Origin of the sequence: Prevotella sp. HUN102 (genome assembly GCF_000688375.1) — a bacterium.
Classification (GTDB): Bacteria; Bacteroidota; Bacteroidia; order Bacteroidales; family Bacteroidaceae; genus Prevotella.
The window spans coordinates 412,438-432,783 of the sequence record NZ_JIAF01000004.1; the positions used below are offsets into that span (position 1 = coordinate 412,438).

Sequence of the window (20,346 nt, forward strand, 5' to 3'; positions counted from 1 at the left end):
CCGAATGCACAGTGCATTCGGAGCATTTCCGTTTTCTTATTGAGACACAAGATAACGAGTGAACGAGTTTGCAAGTCAGGAACACTACACTCGCCTATCTAATCCAGTGTTCAGGGTTCAACTTGGCAGTTTCCTTGCGCAACTGGAAATGGAGAACGCCTTCGCCATTCACGGTTCCGATGGTCTGACCGGTACCTACACTCTGTCCCTTTCTTACGTTTACACTACCCAGATTGAAATAGCAAGAGATATACATACCGTGGCGAACCATAACCACAGTTGTGCCACCACTGGTAAAAATGGCACTCACTTCGCCTTTGAAGACGCTGCGAACGGCTGTACCTCCCGCTGCTTTGATATTGATACCATCGCTATTCAACTTCACATTGCTCATACCGCTGACATTGTATGTGCCGAAGTGATTGATGATTTTGCCTGACATCGGCATTGGCAGACGTCCCTTATTGTTGGCAAAGCTGCCTGTCATTGCACGGTCGGCCTCGGTCATCAGACTATTGCTTTCGGATGCTTTCTGTGCAGCAGCCTGTTCACGGTTGGCACGCTCTCTGTCGGCAGCAGCCTTTCGCTCGGCAGCAATACGGTTGGATTCGGCCTCTCGTGCCTGTTGGTCGGCACGTGCCTTTTCAGCAGCAGCTCTTGCTCTGGCACGTTCTTCCTCTGCCTTGGCGGCAGCGGCACGCTCTTCGGCACGTTTCAACTGGCGTTCCTTTGCGGCAGATGCCTTTTGGGCAGCCTCGGCACGTGCTTTCTCGGCAGCTCTCCGTGCTTCTTCGGCCTTGGCAGCCGCTGCACGCTGCGCACGTTCGGCTTCTTCGGCCTTCGCTCTGGCCTCAGCCTTGGCTCTGGCCTCGCGTTCCTTTTCCTCGGCAATGCGTCGGGCGTTCTCTCTTGCAGCACGTTCAGCCTCTGCTTTCTTCTTCGCAAGCTCGGCAGCACGCTGTCGTGCGGCGGCAGCCCTTGCAGCAGCGTTTGCTTTGGCTTCGGCAGCGGCACGTGCTCGAGCCTTTTCTATTTCTATGGCTATCAGTCGGTCGATTTGCGCTTCAATAGCCTGCTGCTGCTTCTGTCGTTCGGCAATAACGCTTTGAAGCACCTTTTGGTCGTTCTGCAACGAAGCCACAATTTCCTCCTGTTTGGATTTCTTGTTTTCCATTTGGGCGTGTTCGCGGCGGTCTTGTGCCAAAAGGTTGCTCTTGTCGGTACGCACCTGTGCCAACTGATTGTGCTTTTGGTCGATCTGCATCTGCTTTTCCTTCAGCAGTTCGCCTTGTGCGCGCTGATATGCCGCATATTCACGGACGAAACGCAGACGGCGATACATCTGGGTAAGGCTGTTGGCAGAGAAAATGAACATAATTTTGTCCTGAATGCTGCGATGGCGAGCCATATAGCGCATTGACTGGATAAAACGGGAGCGACGCTCGCCCAGCTGTTTCTCGAGGGAAGAAAGCTGACCTTTGAGCACAACCATATTGTTGTCAAGTCCGTCGATTTCCGTTGCAATGATATCGATAGCCATCTGATGCTGTCCGATTTCCGTATCGAGCAGCATAATCTTTTCAAGACGACTGTCTACATCTTTCTGCTTTTCCTTTACAGCTTCTTCATTTTCAGAAATTTCCTTCTGAAGCTGCTGGTTCTGCTTCTGCAAATCCTTGATTTCATTAGTAGAAACCTGTGGTTCCTTCTTCTGTTTTTTCTTACCTCTTACGGTATTCTTGCTTTGCTTCTTGGCGTTCACAGACTGTTGCCGTGTCGCTTTTTCCTTTTTCTGCGCCGTATTCTTGGACTGCTGCGTTACTTTCCCCTTTTGCTGCGTCGTCTTCTCCTTCTTTTGCGTTGTTCTTTCCTTTTTCTGCGTAGTTTGCTTCTGTGCGTATGGCGCAAGAAGGCAAGTTGTGAGCAGCAATAGTATAAATAAAATTCGTTTCATTTAGAGTTTCATTAATTTACCGAGAATCTCTTCTACTCCTACTTGTTTATATTTGTCGGAAGGCGTTGTGAAACTTTCCCAGTCAGCTTTGTCGCTGAAACCGTCAAGCTCGAATGTAGCCTTCAAAGTTTTCTTTGTACCTGCTGCCGGTGTTACAATCACTACTTCGTGTGTGGCAGGGAATTGCTTTGCACCGAACTTCTTGAAATCACGGTAATTCCAGTTCAATGTAGACACACCGTGGTTCGCACTGGTGTATTTTGCCTCTGCCATTGATATCAGACCTGTAACAGCTTCTGCCAACCACTTGTATTCCATCTTCCCATCCTTGAGCGTAAGAGGAACAGGAGTCTTGCCGCCGGTCTGCATTTTTGTGAGGTCTACATCAAATTCTGCCAATCCATTCTCGCCCACCTTCTGTTTCCCGGGAATGAAGAGCTGATTCCAGAACAATGACTGGAGGGAATAGAAGTTGATGCCGTTGTCCTTCAGGAAAGAAACATCGTTGTAGCTTGCCTTCACATACTGCTTGTGCATACGGTCGATGAAGAGCACATAATCCTTCGTGAACTCAATGCGGCCTACCTCGCTGCGAAGAAGGGGGATGAGCAGTTGCAGACGAATGACCTCGTCTTTGCGCAAATGCAGAATGCCCGGCACGGTAATTTCCCGAGAACCAGTATTGACCGTAAACGAAAGGTCGGAAACAAGGTTCTTCTGATAGAGAGCTTGGTCGGCAACTTTCTGTGCAAACTGAAGTTTCTGCTTTGATGCGGCAGCAGTTCCCACGTTCTCTTTCGTGACTACCGGCACGGATTTGTTCTGCACCGCTGTTTTATGTGTGCCACAGCTTACCATCAGCAAGGCTGCAACAACTCCTATATATATATTCTTTGTTTTCATTCTTCTATGTATTTCTTCAATTCAATCTTTCGCTTCAATGTTGCGCTCGTGTTCCCCTTATCAAGCGATTGCTGCCAAAACTCTATTGCCTTGTCCTGTTCGCCTGCCTGAAAATAGATGTCGCCGGCGTGTTCCAACACCACATTTCCTACTGTTGAATCGTTTTTCAGTGCTTCGTCGATATAGATTTTAGCCTCCTGATATCGTTCCTGTAAGAAAAGAATCCAAGCATAAGTATCGAGGAAAGTGCTGTTTGTAGGCTCGGCCTTGACCGTTTTGTAGCTCATCCGCTCGGCCTTGTCGAGTTGTTCTTTCCTCAAACTCAGGTAATAGGCATAGTTATTGAGTGCTCCTATGTTATCAGGTTTCCATTGCAAACAACTGTCGTAGGCCTCGAATGCGTCGCTGTCCATTCCCTTTTCGTGGAGAATATCGCCCATAAGGGCATAAAAGTCTGCAACAATATTCGGGTCGCTGCCGGGTTTTATCTGCGCAACGCCCTTTCTGAAGGTCTGCAAGGCTGCATCATTGTCCTTCTTCATAAACTGGGCGAACCCTTGGAAATAGTAGAATGCCATTTCTTCGGGGTTGTATTCCTGAGCTGGGCGCGATATTTCGATTACCTTATCGTATTCGCCGGCATCCCAAATGTTCTGAATCAAGGCTATTCGTGCGCGGGAATTATCGGGTTCCACCTCTATTGCTTCCTCATAAACCTTGTTCACAACCGAATCGGGCGCATTCTGCAAGGACAGATAGGCAGCCTTCATCAGCACAATATCGGCATCTTCCTGTGGCAAGGCAAGAACACGGTCGAAGAGTTTCATTACTTCTGCATTGTTCCTGTTGCCATTTCCCTGATTCTCCATTATGACCTGACGCAGCAAAGCCATCTTTGTTTCCTTGTCGGTCTTCTTTGCCTGAAGGATTTTTTCGGTCAGTTCATCAACCGTCTTCTCATCCTTGGCATCTCGGTAATAGTCGAGCAGCGACAACTGTGCATACACGTTGTCGGACTCTTCTTTCAAAACTTCCTTATAGATTTTGAAAGCCTCTTTCTTCTTGCCGTTCTGGAAGAGCCAGTTTCCGAGCATTACCTTGTAGTTCAGTTCCAACGAGTGCTTTTCCACGAGTGAAAGGAGTTCTGCCTGTTCCTTCTTCTTGTCGCCCATCTGCTCATAGAGTTGCATCTTCGAGAGTGAAATCTGCTCGTTGCTGCCCTCAAGAAGTTCAAGACGGTCGAGCATTTCCACCATTTTCTTGTGATTGTTCTGCGAACCATACAGCTGATAGAGAATCTGAATCACGTCTTCCCGTGCCTTGTTGGTCGTGTATAGACGTTCGTATGCGTCCAAAGCCTGCTCGTAATCCGATTGCGTGATGTAGAATTGTCCCATCTTCTCCAGATAAGTGGAGTTTTCGGGGTCGAGTTCAGCGGCCTTCTCAAAATGGATTCGAGCTTGTTTGGAGTCCTTCATATCCATATAGAAGCCTGCCAACTGATAGTAGACTTCCGGTGCTTTCGGGTTAATGTCGCGGGCGTGTCGGAGCAAATCGAAGGCAGCTCCCATATTTCCCACCTCCTGTTGTCGGATGGCTTCAAGGAAGAAATAGTTGTAACGGCGCAAATCTTCTTTTGGAATTGCGAGCATTGGGGCGGCAAGCATTGTCAGCAGAGTGGCAAGGACCGTCTTCCTGATGATTTTTTTATATTTGATTTTCAACCTTTTATATTTGTTTCTCTGTCTATGTTCTTCCAAATAACAGGCAGCTTCGTGATGTTTCCTACTTTACACCCGTGTGTCCGTAGCCACCTGCACCTCTTTCCGTCTCATCAAGCACTTCCACTTCTTCAAATTCTGCCTGTTCGTGTCGGGCAATCACAAGCTGTGCAATGCGTTCTCCGGCGTTGATGACAAAGTCTTCGCTTGAGAAATTAATGAGTAACACCATAATTTCGCCACGATAATCTGCATCGACCGTGCCCGGAGTGTTGAGCACGGTTATACCATATTTCAACGCCAGTCCACTTCTTGGGCGCACCTGTGCCTCGAAACCAACTGGTAAAGCTATGTGCAATCCAGTCGGAACAAGCTTTCTTTCCATCGGATGGAGGGTTATCGGACTGTCGATATTTGCACGGAGATCCATTCCCGCACTCTGCGATGTGGCGTAGGCAGGCAATGGTTGCCCACCTTTATTTACTACTTTTATCTTGATCATTTCTATATAATAATGTGCAAAAATAATCATTTATACGCACATAGATGAATTTTCCTATGTAAAAAGCCCTAATTTAGCCAATTTTAATTACTTTTGCGTAAGATATTTTTTGAGTTTACAAATGATGTATTGGCAAAAACTAATCTCCAACAAACGGCTCGGGCAGGAAGACCGACACGCACTAAGACACGACGACAGGTCGGAATTCAAGCGGGACAGCGACCGTTTGATTTATTCTGCGCCTTTCCGTAGGCTTCAAAACAAGACACAGGTGTTCCCTTTACCGGGTAGTGTCTTCGTTCATAACCGACTGACGCATTCGCTCGAAGTGGCTTCTTTGGGCAAATCGCTGGGCGACGACGTGGCAAGACAGCTCGTAAAGAAGCATCCTGAACTGTCAGGGACGCTCTTTGAAGAGATAGGAACCATCGTTCAGACGGCCTGCTACGCCCACGATATGGGAAATCCTCCGTTCGGACATAGTGGAGAAAAAGCCATTCAGGCATTTTTCACGGAAGGCCCGGGACGAGATATTCAGGCGAAAGTAAGTCCGAGGTTTTGGTCTGACATAACACACTTTGAAGGAAATGCGAATGCTTTCCGACTTCTCACACACAAATTCCTCGGACGGCGGGAAGGAGGTTTCGTAATGACGTATTCCACGTTGGCGAGCATTGTGAAATATCCTTTCTCTTCTGCGCTTGCAGGCAGCCACGGCAAGTTCGGATTCTTTGAAACGGAAGCTGAAACGTACAGGAAGATTGCCGATGAATTGGGCATTATCTGCAGAAAAACCTCAGAAAATGGTTTTGAATACATGCGCCATCCACTCGTTTATCTGATGGAAGCTGCCGATGATATCTGCTATGAGATTATGGACATCGAGGATTCACACAAACTTAAACTGCTTTCATTTGAGGAAACGTCTGAACTGTTGCTTGGATTCTTCGACGAGGAAACGAAGAAGAAAATCAGAGATCGCATTGTAGAGGAAGGTGTAACCGACAAGAACGAGCAAATAGTGTATTTCAGAGCCTGCGCCGTAGGCCGACTCGAAGCTGATTGCGTGAATGTCTTTGTTGAGAATGAGGAAGCCATCCTCAACGGTACGTTTGAAGGTTCACTCATCGACCATATTCCGGAACTTCAAAGAAAAAACTATAAGCATTGCTCAAAGGTTTCTATCGAGAAGATCTACCGAAGCAAAACCGTCTTGGACGTGGAATTGTCGGGTTACAAGATTATGGAAACACTGATGGAAGCACTCATCGGTGCTGCCGTAGAACCTGAAAAGTTCCACAGCAAGCAACTCATTCGCCGCTTTTCGAGCCAATACGACATCCAAAACCCGAATCTTGAAGACAGAATTATGGCAGTTATAGACTATATCAGTGGTATGACCGATATCTACGCATTGGACATTTATCAGAAAATAAACGGTATAAGCCTGCCGATTGTCTGACAAGCAGCAACAAGAACGGCAAGAATGGAAGAGTTTCCGTGCAGCATCGCGTGTGAAAGCACAATAAACACAGCGGACTTCTCTAAAAATCTGTTGCAAGTATCCATCCCTTACTTTTCAAGCAATTTGCAACAGCTTTGCAAAAGTACATCAAAAAAAGGGCTTATCCAAAAAATCTGAAGAAAAAAAACAGGTATTTTAAAGACAATGGAAAATCAATATCAGAAGACGTTTCCCGAACTGATGGCTGGCAAAAAGATTATCTACGTTCACGGATTTATGTCAGCCGGCTCTACTCATACGGCGCAGGTGTTGCGAGACTGGATGCCTGAATGCACCGTCATCGCACCCGACCTTCCCATTCATCCCGAGGAGGCAATGGCTTTGCTCAAACAGCTTCAGCAAGAGGAGCATCCCGACCTCATCATCGGCACTTCAATGGGAGGTATGTACACGGAAATGCTCGATGGAACCGACAGAATTTGCGTCAATCCGGCATTTCAGATGGGTGCAACCATCACAGAAAACAATATGATGGGCAAGCAGACGTTCCAAAATCCTCGTCAAGACGGAATACAGGAAATCATTGTAACGAAATCGTTGCAGAAGGAATACAGAGATATGACCGAGAACTGTTTCAAGAAGGTAACACCCGAAGAACAGAAACGCGTGTTCGGGCTTTTCGGCGATAACGATCCTGTGGTGCATACTTTCGATCTTTTCAAGGAACATTACCCACAAGCGATTCGCTTTCACGGCGAACACAGACTCACGGAAAAGATTATTTTCCACTATCTGATACCTCTGATACGCAAGATTGACGACCGACAGGAAGGCCGTGAACGCAAAAGCGTGCTCATAGACTGGAATACCTTGACCGACAACTACGGCAAAGCAAAGTCAAGTCTTCACAAGGCCTACGAGTTTCTTTTGGAAAACTACAATGTCTACTTCGTAGCACCGTCTCCAACCAACGACCATAAGTTCATCGACAATGTTCAAAACTGGATTGAAGACGTATTCAGCGCGCCTGCTTGGAACCACGTTATCTTCACGAATCAGCCTCAACTGCTCTATGGGGACTATTATATTAATTCCGATGAAATCGACGATTTTATGGGCACTTCGCTGATTTTTGGAAGCGATGAATTTAAAACGTGGGAGGAAATAATTACTTATTTCGACCGATTAGGAGGACAATAGACAGAAGAACATTCTCCTTTATAATATAACCGAGAGCCGTTTCAGATATGACTACTTCAGAAGAACTTTTCAATCGTATTCTTGAAATCCTTGAATATCCGGAAAATCAGCCGGAAGTTCAGAATCGTCTGCTGCACGAAGCATTGGTAATAGCCTGCCACGAAGGACTGAAAAGCACAAAACACGGCTTCGGAAATCTTTCGTCGCAAGTAGACTCTCTGTGCCATAGACACAAAATTTCACCACAAGACATCGTTGCCATCCATCTGATGCGACGACACAGCAACTCCATTGCCCCCATTCTTCCTGAAGACTTGGCCTACGACTGCCGTGCCTTGGCTATCTTCGTATCGGCTGTTTTCAACGAAAGCATCCCTTCCCGTCTCACGCTGAAACTCCCACGAATAGGCAGACGCACGGCAAACATTCAGATTTCCAACTACCGATATATCCGTTGCACGGTGCGTTCGTGGGACAGCAGTACCATCAATGTAAGCGTGTTGAATCAGGACAGCAGCGAGGAAGAGCTCGTGGTGGACTACACCGACACGCCCGAATACATCGACCTGACCTACATCCGACCGATTCTCAGGCAGGGAATGCAGCTCAATCTGCTGGATTGCAACGTTACCCGCAAACGAGTAGTGCCTCGAATCATCGTAGTCGAGCCTGATTTTCTCCTCGATATTTCTTCCATCGCAAACTGTTTTGAGGATTACGGCCACCATCCATTGTCCTTTATGGTAAATCGGATGCAGACCCGCACCAACAGCAGGCATATTCTGCTCGGTAACTTTGCAGGTGCTGCACTCGACGATATAATCAACAACGACGATTACAGCATAGCCGACACTTTCAATGCGAATTTCAGAGACAAAGCATTGGACTTTGCCACCTGTCCCGGCTTCAATGGCGATGCATTCAAGCAAGATGCCCAACTTCAGGTTAGCAATATCGAAGAGATTGTGGCCGATATTTTCAAGACATACAATAAGGAAAAAGCCATCCTTGAGCCTTCTTTCGTCTGCGAACAACTCGGAATACAAGGCCGTGTAGACTTGATGACAACCGATTTCAAGCTGCTTGTTGAACAGAAATCAGGAAAGAACTACAACATTGAGCGAAAATGGCGCAACAGACACGGTTCGCTCCACGTGGAAAAGCACTACGTGCAGGTGCTGCTCTACTTCGGTATTCTGCAATACAATTTCAGACTGAGCGGAAAGAACACCGACATACGCCTGCTCTACTCGAAATATCCCCTCCCCGACGGTCTTTTAGAAGTAGAACCCTTGCAGAAACTGATGATGGAAGCCATAAAATTCCGCAATCAGGTTGTGGCAACGGAATACTGGATAGCCGACAACGATTTCGCACGTCTCATCCCACAGCTCACTCCGAAAACGCTGCAAGTGACGAAAGACAACGATAAATTCTTCAAGGACTGGATACTTCCAAGACTTACCGAAACGCTCGCACCTCTCCACCGACTGTCGCCTTTGGAGAAGGCTTACTATTGCAGAATGACGCGTTTCGTCATCAAGGAACAGATTATCTCGAAAGTCGGGGTACAGGAAGGCACCGGCAGCAGTAATGCCGACCTGTGGAATATGCCCTTGGCAGGGAAGATAGAAACGGGAAACATCTATGTTGGACTTACAATTACCCGAAAAGAACAGAGCAAATCCTTTAACGGCTACGACACCATTACGCTGAACGTCCCGGAACAGGGCGACGATTTCCTCCCAAATTTCCGTCGCGGCGATATGGTCTACCTCTATTCATATAAGAAAGGAGAAGAACCCGACGTGCGAAGGAGCATCCTCTTCAAAGGCTCGCTCGTGGAGATTCGCAGCAGGGAACTGATTGTACACCTCAACGACGGACAGCAGAACCCCGAAATCATCAGCGGCGGCCTTTTTGCTATCGAGCGGAGCGGCAGCGACATCACGACCTCGTCGGCCATCAACGGTCTGCACGGTTTCATCACAGCCAATGAAGACAGAAAACAACTACTGCTCGGGCAGCGCATTCCAACGAAAGACGAGACCCGACAACTCAGCCGGGAATACAACGAAACCCACGACAACATCATTCTCAAGGCAAAACAAGCCAATGACTACTTTCTCCTCATCGGACCTCCGGGCACAGGAAAGACCTCAATGGCACTACAATATCTCGTGAGAGAACTCATCATCGACCCCTCTTCCTCGTCTTCCGAACAGGGAGGCGTGGCTCTACTGCTCTCCTACACCAACCGTGCCGTGGACGAAATCTGCGGCATGCTTTCCGACAATAGCATCAACTATATCAGAATGGGGAACGAATTCAGTTGCGACCAACGGTTCAAAGACCATCTTTTGTCGCACGCAATCGAAGAGAATCCCACCCTCGAGAGCATCAGAAAGACACTCGATGAAACGAAAATCATCGTCAGCACCACTTCCTATCTGGCAAGTCATCCCTTCATCTTCAACATCAAGCACTTCGATATTGCCATCATCGACGAAGCCAGTCAGATACTGGAACCAAACATCATCGGTATTCTCTCGGCACATATCAACGGAACGCAATGCATCGACAAGTTTATCCTCATCGGCGATCACAAACAGTTGCCGGCAGTAGTGCAGCAAGATCAGGAGGAAGCAGCCATCAACGAGCCAATTCTAAAGAATATCCAGCTCGACAGTTGTGCCAACTCCCTCTTTGAACGCCTTATCAGAACCGAAAGGGCAGCCGGAAGAACGGATTTCATCGGCACGCTGCGCAAGCAGGGACGTATGCACCCCGACATTGCAGCCTTCCCGAATGAGAAATTCTACTTCCGCGAACAACTGGAATGTGTTCCCCTGAAGCATCAGACAGAGGAAAATCTTTCCTATAATGCGCCTTCCGAAGACGCAATGGAGGACTTTCTGAAAGCACACAGAATGATTTTCATTCCTTCAAAATTCTGCAAGAAACCTGCCGTTTCTGAGAAAGTAAATACCGACGAGGCAAAAATAGTAAGCGATATAATTCGCCGTCTCCACCGACAGATGCGGGAATCGTTCAATCCCCAAAAGTCGATTGGCGTCATTGTGCCCTATCGCAACCAAATAGCGATGATAAGAAAAGAACTCGAAAAGCTGAACATTCCCGAACTGGAACAAATCAGTATTGACACCGTAGAGCGTTTTCAGGGCAGCCAGCGCGATGTAATCATCTACTCCTTTACCATTCAGAACCACTTCCAACTGGAGTTTCTTACCGCCAACACCTTCATCGAGGACGGGAAAGAGATAGACCGTAAGCTCAATGTTGCCATCACGCGTGCCCGAAAGCAACTCATCCTCACAGGAAACGAACCTACACTTCGGCAAAACGGATTGTTCGCAGAGTTGATAGATTTCATAACAGAGCGGGGCGGAAAGGCGAGCTACGCCATGCAGTATGTTTAGAAATGGAAACGGATCAGAATCTGTAAACTCAAAAAAATGATTCTGATTAAGAAACTTTATTTCCTTTTAGAATCGCAGATTGAAAGAGAGCAACATTTCCATTCCACGCAAAGCAATGTCGTAATAAGTGTAATTGACTCCGTTATAGGCAGACTCAATATAGGTTTTATTGTTCAGCAGGTTGATAGCAGAAGCCTTTAGCTGTATTTTTCTGCTCAACATATATTTCAGTCCCGCATTCAAGAAACTCACCGTAGCATAATTGCTATGGACGATTTCACGATAAATCTGTGAGAAGTCCATATACACTTGCAGTTTCTGAATCGGGAAAATATCCATCTTCAGGGTATAGCTGAAATCCTTGAGCAGATTGTGGCTGTCAGAAAATCTGTCGCACTCTTTCCAATGAATGTTGGTGCCTGCCGTTGCTGAAGTATGAATCCATTGCAGTTTGTTCCATTCCAGCTTTATCGTATTGGACAAGGCGTGGAATCTGACCTTACCCTCCATACCGTTTTGCGAAATATCCTGTCCATTATCTGCATAACTGACGGAATACTTCAGAGACAGTCCTTCATTGCGAAATATCTTTTTAATGTCGTATGCGGCACTAAGCATCGTTGCAACGTTTTCTTTCCACTTGGAGCTTGCCAGTGTCAGGTCTTCCGCATACCGGTATTCCATCAGATAATCTCTGTTTTGCCGTACCCATCCCATAAAGAGATTCATAGACAATAGGCGCGATGTATCGAGATAGGACAGACGGCAGTTTGAAATGAAAGATTTATTGACCGACAAACTGTCCAAACCTGCTGTAAACATACGGTAATTATTGCCCGCCACTCCATTATACATAATATTTGTGGTGCTCGCATCCTGATTATATCCGATATTAATGTTGGCTGTCAGCGAAGGAGTCAGCTTCCAGTTCAAATCTACTGATGGCGCAATAAGGAACTTGCTTTGCGCCTTTCCCCACACATTGTAATTGATGTGTTCCATTGGGAAGGACAATATAAGCTCTGCCCTGTTCAGGTTCATCGTGTAGGAAGGCTCAAAGGTATTGAGCCAATAGTGGCTTGCGTTATCCTTATTCTGTTCAAAGATGCTCAGTTTGTTTCTCTTATGCTCGGAGATAAAAGCCAAGCTCAGGCTGTTGCCCCACAGGCTAAATGCCGTTCCTACCCGATTGCGCAAGAAGAAAGAAGTTGTTTTTGTCCGTTGCCGTTCTTCGCCTTCCCCTCCATACAGCACGCCCAATGTTTCTTTTGTGCGATAGGTACGGGCAATGGAAGACAGGGTAAGCGTCTGACTCCCTATATTGAAATGAGCGTTGAGGACATTTTGCAGAAACATCGGTCGCACCTTTATGCCTTCCTCAATCCCTGCGATATTGGTATGGTAGCGATTCTCTGTCTTCATCCACGAGCTTTCTCCTGTAAGAATATCCTCAAGATACAGTTTCGGAGCATTCAGTTCGTATCTGATTTGTCCTTTCAGCACATCCGTCTCTCCATTCAGAGACTGCTTCTGAAAGGTGGTAATGGTGTCGGCTGCCACATATTGGTTGTATAAGCTGTCTGTTCTCACTTCGTCCTCGTGGTTATAGAGCAGGTTTACACGCATATTGGCGTATTTATTGAAAGCGCGGAGATAGTTTATCCCTGCGAAATACGACTTGTTTTTCAAGAAATACAGAGGCGAAATGGGGAGTGCGTTATACGAATTCGCCGACAGGATGGACTCCGGCAAAGGCTCGTTCGTGTACATTCTGTCGTAGTTGGCCATTTCCCTTGTCAGCGCAGACAGGCTGATTCCACGATTATCCATAGTGCCCGTTACGAGCCATTGATTGTGGGGCGAAACCTCTATTGCCGTTGCAGAACCTTCCCAGATGTGATGATTGCCCACACCACCCTCCAATTCGCCGAACGGACGAAGCTTATAGCCTTTCTTCAGCTTGATGTTGAGCGTTGCGTGGTTGTTGTTCACTCTTCCATCCAACACTCTGACGGGCTGATTGTTTTCCATTACCTGAATCTGCGAAACGGCTTCAGCCGGCATATTCTGCGTTGCCTGATTGTACTTGTCGCCCATCAGGTCCAAGCCTTCTATGTTCAGTTTGTTGATACTCTTCCCCTGATAGGTAATCTCTCCGCTTGTGGCAACCTCTATTCCCGGCAATCTCCTGATGACATCCTCGATGGAAACATCCTCCTGTTTTCTGAATGCGGCAACATTGTAGTTCAGCGTATCTTTCGACCTGCTGATAGGAGCAACCGACACTACTACTTCCTTCAGCTCATTGGCTTTGTCAGCCAATGTAACGTCATACCTGAAGTCGTTGGGGCGCAGTATTACGGTTTGGATTTCATAGGAAAGATGCGAAATCTCTATCATTTCTCCCTCTCTGCTGAAGGGCAGTTTATATTCTCCCTTGGCATTGGTAAAAGCATAGGAAATAATCGAATCCTTTTCGTTCTTCAGTTTGCAGACAGCACCCTTTACTGCCTTGCTCGCCTTATCTGCAACGATACCGGTAAACTGCGACAGATGTTCCTGTCCCTGTACCTTTGTAAGAGCAACAAAAAGTATGACGAAAATGATTATGATATTCCTGTTCTGCATCACCATTCCAATTCTATCAAATTACTTGGTTTGCGGGGATTGTTTGCTTCGGGAGTAACCCACACGCCATTTCTCAGCTCCTGCACACTACCCATTTCCACCAACAGATTGGAGAAGTTTTCTGTTTCGTTCCGCAATGCTTCCAAAGCCTTTTCGCGTGTGGTGGTCTTTACACCTCCACTGATAAACCCTTTTTTGTAAAGATACATATCTTTGCAGCCCCTGTTCTTGGAGATGCCGTTGTTCGTGAATATCCAGTTGCCCTCAGTGTCTTGTATCTTCATTATCAGTCCGGGCAATCCGTTGAAGATATACGGACCGTATGGCATTGGCATACTCTCGGCATACCAAGCCGTGTATGCTCTTCCGGCATACCGGCACACAGCCTTCTTGCACGGCAAATCGTTTATTATGGAATCGCCTGTCACCAGATTCCATTCGAGTACTGGTTGTGGAGAAGAATATTCATAATCTTTCAGCCCCGTAAAAACCTGCGCTCTGATTGTCTGTGCCTGCAAGTCTGTGATCATTTTTGTTCTGAATGCCGTCTTTACGGCAGCATTATCCCATACATCACTGTTTGCTTGGGTTCTGCTTTTTCGGTTTCGCTTAAATTCTATCTCCAAAGAGTCTGCTATCAACTGGTAGTAATCTCCGAAGCACAGATAGTTGTCGGAAATCTGCAACACACATTGCGCCTCGGAGTAATTCCCTCTTTGGGTAGAATCTTTAAGGAAGTCTATTTTATAATATGCCGTCAGAGAAGCCTGCCCGTAATCGTCCTTCACTATTTTTCTATACGCAGACATACCACCGTCTGTGCTATGAATCTGTGCAGACAATGTATGTGCATAAAAGCAAATTATAAAAAGAATAACTTTTTTCATAGTAAAACGTTTTTCAGTCTTGCTCTTTCAACCAATTCGTCCAATATGACAAAACAGAAAGTGAGACAATGATTAATTTAGAACTACGCAATCAGCTTGTTCATAGACTGAGTACAAAGATAAAGCATCAAAATGAAATCACAAAAAGAATTGGAGAAAATATTTAGAACTATCGCAAAATACCCTTCTAAACGTATATATAAACAGGTTAAGAATATTGTGCTTGTTCACTATTGGACATAAAAAAAGGACTACCGCTGTAGTCCAACCTTTGTTAACCTTAAATCTAATACTATGAAAAACACAATGCAAAGTTAAGGGGATTTATTATAAATTGCAAATATTCCAACTATTTTTCTGCTAAATACTACACATTCTTGATTTAAATCAAGTGCAATGCTAATTTTTTTGATGGAAAAGGTGTAATTTAACTACTCTCGTTCGGAATTGTTCTGAACACACAGGAGCGAGGAAAGAAGCGAATGAGAAGACGAGCAAACTGCCTCGTATGCTCTCCAAAAACAACGGAAAAGCACGATACTAAGGTTGGAAAGATTTTTACAAAAGGGCTGAAAACAAGGCGATATTTTGAAAAAAATATTTTTTGTTTGGAAATATGCGTCGTTTTAAGCATTGTTTTAAATCACTGATATACAACACCTTATCCACAACAAACATTTTTTTCACGATAAAGCGAGCGTACCGATTGCCTGCGTTTATGCGACAAACGTTCGGAATTTCTCTGATTTTTGCATTGCCGTCTTCGCACAAATGCCACGCGTTCTTGCGAAGAATGGAAAACAAGTGTGCGAAGAACGGTTCGCCATCTTCGCAAAAACGCAGAACAAACACAGAAAGATGGGCTCACAATCGCAAAATTGAAGTCTCGCAAATGCTGGATTGAGAAAAAATAATGAGCGTTTTCCGGTAAATGTTTTTTACAGAATGGAAAACTCCCTGACCGAGTTTGGAATCAGAAAACTATTGCTTGCGTTTCTTGTGTTCGTGGAGATGATAGAACAGCACCACAAGATTGAGCGACAAACCGATGAAAATAATAAAATACTGTTCCACGGATAAGGACGAAAACAAGCAAGCCTCGTCGCCATTCGCTGCATTCGCCGGTTGGAAAAAATAAAAGAGTGCTGCCAAAAGCACATCGGCGACAAGGAGTTTCAGCACACTGCTCCTGCATATTTTCTGAAATATATGGGTTGAGTTCACGATCAATAAAATTAGGTTATGCGTAATAATTTCTGCATTTTAATGCAATCGACTACAAAAGTATCATTTTTTATGAGAAACGGCAGCCATAAAGCAATTTATTTTCTGAAATTTTAAGCTATGGAAAGCAATTATTCAGTATCTTTGCCAGTAGGAAACGCGCCTTACCTAATTATAATATAGAGGGAAAGGAGCAACGGACAGAATCAAAAACAGAAAAAAGAATGAGACGAAAAGACAGGGAAATAACCGAACTGACGGAACTATTGGACGTTATCAGAACATGCGACGTGTGCAGAATTGCGATGAACGACGAGGATGGTGTGCCTTACATCATTCCGTTGAACTTCGGTATGACGGAACAGAATGGGAAAATAACCCTGCACTTCCACAGTGCGCTCGAGGGCAAGAAACTCAATCTGATCGCAAAGGATTCGAGAGTGGCTTTTGAAATGGACACGAAACACGAGCTGGAATACTTTCAGGACAAGGGCTATTGCACCTATGCTTACGAGAGCGTGATGGGCAAAGGCAGAATAAGAGTCCTGTCGGAGGAAGAGAAATTCGACTCCCTGACGCAACTGATGGACCACTATCATCCGGGAGAGAATGCCTATTTCAACCCTGCCGCAATGGCAAGAACCTGCGTCTACTGTCTGGAAGTGGATCAGATTACGGGGAAGAGGAAACTTCCACACCACGAAAAGCGTAAGAATAGCTGACAAATGCAGCGAAAAAGAATCACAGGCGTATGATATTCCCACAGAAAAGCACTTGTAATTATCATTTCGTACACAATTTTTACCCAAACGGGAACAAACGCTTGGCAAAAGAACGAATTGAATATACCTTTGCTGACACGATTCAGAAATCAGACATTAAAATACAGTTGCTGAGAGATTGGGCAGACCTGTTCAGATAAGTCAATTTCAATAGGTTTACCAACATAGGACAGGTTGCCGGTCTCTCTCATACTTTCTGATGATGAAAGAATTTTAAATACAATAAATAAATACAACACTATGAAAGAGAACAGAACAGAATTGAACAGAAACTTGGCGCAGATGCTCAAGGGTGGCGTGATAATGGACGTAACAACTCCCGAACAGGCTCGCATAGCCGAAGCTGCCGGAGCGTGTGCAGTAATGGCTTTGGAGCGTATCCCGGCAGACATCCGTGCGGCGGGCGGCGTGTCAAGAATGAGCGACCCGAAGATGATTCGCGGCATTCAGGAAGCTGTCAGCATTCCTGTTATGGCAAAGGTGCGCATCGGTCATTTCGTAGAGGCACAGCTCCTGCAGGCTATCGAGATTGACTATATCGACGAAAGCGAGGTTCTCTCTCCTGCCGACGACATCTACCACATTGACAAGAATCAGTTCGACGTGCCTTTCGTATGCGGTGCAAAGGACCTCGGCGAAGCATTGCGCCGTATCGCTGAAGGTGCAACGATGATTCGTACAAAGGGCGAACCGGGCACAGGCGACATCATTCAGGCTGTCCGCCACATGCGTTTGATTCAGTCAGAGATGCGCCGTCTCACCTCTCTCGGCGAAGACGAACTCTACGAAGCAGCAAAACAGCTCCGTGCGCCTTACGACCTCGTGAAGTATGTTCACGACAACGGAAAGCTCCCGGTAGTGAACTTCGCAGCCGGCGGCGTTGCCACACCTGCCGATGCAGCGTTGATGATGCAGCTCGGTGCCGAGGGCGTATTCGTAGGTTCGGGTATCTTCAAGTCAGGCAACCCTGAAAAGCGTGCCCGTGCCATCGTTCAGGCCGTAACAAACTACAAGGATGCCAAGATGATTGCCGAACTGAGCGAAGACCTCGGCGAAGCAATGGTGGGCATCAATGAAAGCGAAATCGAAGTGTTGATGGCAGAAAGAGGAAAGTAAAGAACAGAGAAAGTTGGATTAGGAACGGAGATTTGAAGTCTCTGTTCGTAATCCAACATTTCCAATTTCGCATTCCCGGTTCATTTTCTTACATTCAATAGTCATCATCTATGGTCGGCAAAGCCGACTTTTTTCAACATTTTTAGTTACTTTTTCAACATTCCTAATTACTAATTCAACATTCAAATGAGAATTGCCATCCTTGCACTCCAAGGTGCTTTTGCCGAGCACGCCAAGATTATGCAGAAGCTCGGCGTGGAGACATTCGAGATACGACAGGCAGACGACTGGAAAAAGCCAAAAGATGGACTGATAATTCCGGGTGGCGAAAGTACCGTGATGCTGAAACTGCTGCACGAGCTGAATCTCTTCGAGCCTATCCGAAACGACATACTCGCAGGCCTGCCCGTACTCGGTACGTGCGCCGGTCTCATCCTGCTGTCGAAAGAAGTTACAGATGCCAAGAGTGAATACAAAAGACTGGCTGCAATGGATATCCATTCACGCAGAAATGCCTACGGCAGACAGCTCGGAAGTTTCTTCACGATGGGCAGTATGAAAGGCATCGACCATCCCGTTCCAATGACATTCATCCGTGCTCCCTACATAGAAAGCGTGGGCGAAGGCGTGGAAATACTGGCAGAGGTGGACGGAAAGATTGTCGCCGCACGGCAGAACAATATGATTGTTACCGCATTCCATCCCGAATTGAACGACGATACGGCCATCCACGAACTGCTCCTTTCACAGGGAAAGAACACATAACTGGCAATTTCGCCACAAACTTATCCCTCCAAGCCCTCCTCGTTCGGGGAGGAATTGGAGCCGGGTTGCTGCCGATACTTTGTAGGCGCGCATCCCTTCATCTTCTTGAAAAACTTATTGAACTGCACCTGTGAGGTGAATCCAAACTCAAAGGCAATGGTTTGGATATTCTTGTTTGAACCCATAAGATGTATTTCAACCTCCTTTATAATGTAATCGTCGATGAGCTGCTTCGGTGTACGGCCGGCAACACGCCGTGTAACCTGCGCCAGATAGCGGGGAGTAACGTTCAGCCGGTCGGCATAGAAGCCCACTTCGCCCGTAGACCGATGATGTGCGGCAATCTCGTCCATCAGAGAATTGTAGAGTTCCAACATACGTGGGGAAATCGTTTGCTGGGCAATGCTGCTGCTGTGGTCGAGCAGTTGTCCTCCCGTTCCAAGTTCGGAATCGACCGAACGGAGTATCAGTTGCGACATATATTCCTGTGCCCGCTCGATGGATGTCGGAATATCATTGCCCATACACAGGAAAACAGCCAGTGCCGAAGTGAAGGCACCACCGGCACCGTGCGTGATTCTGTCCACAAAACCCGGTCTGACATAGAAACGGGCTGCTGAAATATCAGCCGCAACGAGCACATCCGTCAGTGCTTCCGTCGTAATGGCTCCCCCTTGCAGCATCACGCTTGCACATCCCCAAGCCAACAGTTCGCGCGCCATTTCCTCCAAACCGTCGTTCGTCTTCACGGATTTTCCGTTCAGGATATACGAAGCACTGTCCTGTTTGATGGTAACGAGCGAGCACAGGGGGAAAAGATTGCGCACCATAGCCTCAACAACGTCTTTCGGCATCAGCATTCTGCCGCGGCTGCTGATGACAACGGCATCGAGAACGACGAACCTCGGCGTGTATTCGCGCAGAATCTGCTCTACGACAGCCACCTGTTCCACCGTCCGGAGCATACCTATTTTCACGGCATCGGGGCGCAAGTCGTCCATCACGGAGCGCACCTGCACCTCCAGAATCGTGGCGGGAATGTCGTACAGATGCTGAATCCCCTCCGTGTCCTGCGCCGTTACGGCCGTAATCGCCGTGGCAACATACGCTCCCAAGGCCGTAACGGTCTTTATATCTGCCTGAATGCCCGATCCTCCGGTGCTGTCAGAACCCGTAATCGTGAGTATGGTAACTTTCTTCTTCATAGCTTCGTACCACAAAAATAACCATTCTTTTCGTATCAGACAAGCATTTCCACCACATTTTGCCGTTTCCCCCTCTCACCGCTCCGTATCAGACAACGCATTTCACGCACTATCGATTCAGCAGAGAAGCATCAGCGTTTTCAAACATCCAAACACACGATTTTCAATTCTCCGAAGAATGGCGTGCAATCTTCGCACGTTTGCCTTGCATTCTTCGCTAAAATGGATTGCAATCTTCGCAAGATTGGAAACCAAGTTTTTATCTATTGATTATCAAGCACTTAAGAAATGCAAAGCAAGCAACAGACAGGATGGCATTGAATTGCTGTCGGATAAGATATTCAATGGATAAACGAAGTGCAGGAATATGAAGAACTCGAGAGAGACATTCATTGATGCAGAAGATAAAAACGTGTAAAACAAAAAGCAATCAGCTACACAAATATACATATTTCGCTCATTTTCAAGCATTTTAACAAAAGAAGTAAACAGATAGAAGTATTTTTCACTATCTTTGTTCACTTTTTATCACAATTCAAATAATTAAAAATTTT

14 protein-coding genes are annotated in these 20,346 nt (G+C 46.4%); 6 read left to right on the top strand and 8 right to left on the bottom strand.

What is annotated here, in order from left to right:
* Nucleotides 1-94: 94 nt before the first annotated feature.
* From P150_RS0106620 to dut, 4 genes are all read right to left on the bottom strand, one after another.
* A complete protein-coding gene (locus tag P150_RS0106620; protein ID WP_028896996.1) occupies nt 95-1,954 on the bottom strand; it encodes a M23 family metallopeptidase in 1,860 nt (619 codons plus the stop codon).
* Nucleotides 1,955-2,857 (bottom strand): DUF4292 domain-containing protein, encoded by a 903-nt coding sequence (locus P150_RS0106625; RefSeq protein ID WP_028896997.1) that lies wholly within the window; start codon nt 2,855-2,857, stop codon nt 1,955-1,957.
* Complete coding sequence (locus P150_RS0106630; protein WP_081819351.1) at nt 2,854-4,524, bottom strand: tetratricopeptide repeat protein; 1,671 nt, start codon at nt 4,522-4,524, stop codon at nt 2,854-2,856. Before P150_RS0106630 ends, P150_RS0106625 begins: the two co-directional genes overlap by 4 nt.
* A 118-nt stretch (nt 4,525-4,642) precedes the next feature.
* Nucleotides 4,643-5,080 carry a dUTP diphosphatase gene (dut, locus tag P150_RS0106635; protein ID WP_028896999.1) on the bottom strand — a complete coding sequence of 146 codons (438 nt, stop codon included), beginning with the start codon at nt 5,078-5,080 and terminating at the stop codon, nt 4,643-4,645.
* Between the two features lie 124 nt (nt 5,081-5,204).
* Between dut and dgt the strand changes: the two genes are divergently transcribed.
* From dgt to P150_RS0106650, 3 genes are all read left to right on the top strand, one after another.
* Nucleotides 5,205-6,542: a dGTP triphosphohydrolase gene (gene dgt / locus P150_RS0106640; protein WP_028897000.1), complete on the top strand. Its 1,338-nt coding sequence runs from the start codon at nt 5,205-5,207 to the stop codon at nt 6,540-6,542.
* Between the two features lie 207 nt (nt 6,543-6,749).
* Entirely contained in the window at nt 6,750-7,745 is a 996-nt protein-coding gene (locus P150_RS0106645; protein ID WP_028897001.1) for a YqiA/YcfP family alpha/beta fold hydrolase, read from the top strand.
* Nucleotides 7,746-7,792: 47 nt separating this feature from the next.
* The gene (locus P150_RS0106650; protein WP_028897002.1) at nt 7,793-11,185 is read left to right on the top strand and encodes a DEAD/DEAH box helicase; all 3,393 of its coding nucleotides are present in this window, start codon (nt 7,793-7,795) and stop codon (nt 11,183-11,185) included.
* 66 nt (nt 11,186-11,251) lie between these two features.
* Here the strand turns inward: P150_RS0106650 and P150_RS0106655 are convergent, their stop codons facing one another.
* From P150_RS0106655 to P150_RS0106675, 3 genes are all read right to left on the bottom strand, one after another.
* A complete protein-coding gene (locus P150_RS0106655; RefSeq protein ID WP_028897003.1) occupies nt 11,252-13,819 on the bottom strand; it encodes a carboxypeptidase-like regulatory domain-containing protein in 2,568 nt (855 codons plus the stop codon).
* Entirely contained in the window at nt 13,813-14,700 is an 888-nt protein-coding gene (locus P150_RS0106660) for a GLPGLI family protein (RefSeq protein WP_028897004.1), read from the bottom strand. Before P150_RS0106660 ends, P150_RS0106655 begins: the two co-directional genes overlap by 7 nt.
* A gap of 981 nt (nt 14,701-15,681) precedes the next feature.
* Nucleotides 15,682-15,882 (bottom strand): hypothetical protein, encoded by a 201-nt coding sequence (locus P150_RS0106675; protein ID WP_028897006.1) that lies wholly within the window; start codon nt 15,880-15,882, stop codon nt 15,682-15,684.
* Nucleotides 15,883-16,148: 266 nt separating this feature from the next.
* Between P150_RS0106675 and P150_RS0106680 the strand changes: the two genes are divergently transcribed.
* The 3 genes from P150_RS0106680 to pdxT all read left to right on the top strand — a co-directional run bounded on the left by P150_RS0106680 (nt 16,149) and on the right by pdxT (nt 18,587).
* A complete protein-coding gene (locus P150_RS0106680) occupies nt 16,149-16,646 on the top strand; it encodes a pyridoxamine 5'-phosphate oxidase family protein (RefSeq protein WP_028897007.1) in 498 nt (165 codons plus the stop codon).
* Between the two features lie 300 nt (nt 16,647-16,946).
* Nucleotides 16,947-17,822, top strand: a complete 876-nt coding sequence (gene pdxS / locus P150_RS0106685) for a pyridoxal 5'-phosphate synthase lyase subunit PdxS (protein ID WP_028897008.1) — start codon at nt 16,947-16,949, stop codon at nt 17,820-17,822.
* 186 nt (nt 17,823-18,008) lie between these two features.
* Nucleotides 18,009-18,587, top strand: coding sequence for a pyridoxal 5'-phosphate synthase glutaminase subunit PdxT (gene pdxT, locus P150_RS0106690; protein WP_028897009.1), 579 nt, complete (start codon nt 18,009-18,011; stop codon nt 18,585-18,587).
* A 20-nt stretch (nt 18,588-18,607) separates the two neighbouring features.
* Here pdxT and P150_RS0106695 read toward each other — a convergent pair whose 3' ends face one another.
* Nucleotides 18,608-19,792, bottom strand: a complete 1,185-nt coding sequence (locus P150_RS0106695) for a hydroxymethylpyrimidine/phosphomethylpyrimidine kinase (protein ID WP_028897010.1) — start codon at nt 19,790-19,792, stop codon at nt 18,608-18,610.
* Nucleotides 19,793-20,346: the final 554 nt, after the last annotated feature.

What these genes read in the sequence shown, in the direction of transcription:
- P150_RS0106620 (WP_028896996.1), bottom strand. Translation starts at nt 1,954, where the DNA reads ATGAAACGAATTTTATTTATACTATTGCTGCTCACAACTTGCCTTCTT.
- P150_RS0106625 (WP_028896997.1), bottom strand. Translation starts at nt 2,857, where the DNA reads ATGAAAACAAAGAATATATATATAGGAGTTGTTGCAGCCTTGCTGATG.
- P150_RS0106630 (WP_081819351.1), bottom strand. Translation starts at nt 4,524, where the DNA reads ATGCTTGCCGCCCCAATGCTCGCAATTCCAAAAGAAGATTTGCGCCGT.
- dut (WP_028896999.1), bottom strand. Translation starts at nt 5,080, where the DNA reads ATGATCAAGATAAAAGTAGTAAATAAAGGTGGGCAACCATTGCCTGCC.
- dgt (WP_028897000.1), top strand. Translation starts at nt 5,205, where the DNA reads ATGTATTGGCAAAAACTAATCTCCAACAAACGGCTCGGGCAGGAAGAC.
- P150_RS0106645 (WP_028897001.1), top strand. Translation starts at nt 6,750, where the DNA reads ATGGAAAATCAATATCAGAAGACGTTTCCCGAACTGATGGCTGGCAAA.
- P150_RS0106650 (WP_028897002.1), top strand. Translation starts at nt 7,793, where the DNA reads ATGACTACTTCAGAAGAACTTTTCAATCGTATTCTTGAAATCCTTGAA.
- P150_RS0106655 (WP_028897003.1), bottom strand. Translation starts at nt 13,819, where the DNA reads ATGGTGATGCAGAACAGGAATATCATAATCATTTTCGTCATACTTTTT.
- P150_RS0106660 (WP_028897004.1), bottom strand. Translation starts at nt 14,700, where the DNA reads ATGAAAAAAGTTATTCTTTTTATAATTTGCTTTTATGCACATACATTG.
- P150_RS0106680 (WP_028897007.1), top strand. Translation starts at nt 16,149, where the DNA reads ATGAGACGAAAAGACAGGGAAATAACCGAACTGACGGAACTATTGGAC.
- pdxS (WP_028897008.1), top strand. Translation starts at nt 16,947, where the DNA reads ATGAAAGAGAACAGAACAGAATTGAACAGAAACTTGGCGCAGATGCTC.
- pdxT (WP_028897009.1), top strand. Translation starts at nt 18,009, where the DNA reads ATGAGAATTGCCATCCTTGCACTCCAAGGTGCTTTTGCCGAGCACGCC.
- P150_RS0106695 (WP_028897010.1), bottom strand. Translation starts at nt 19,792, where the DNA reads ATGAAGAAGAAAGTTACCATACTCACGATTACGGGTTCTGACAGCACC.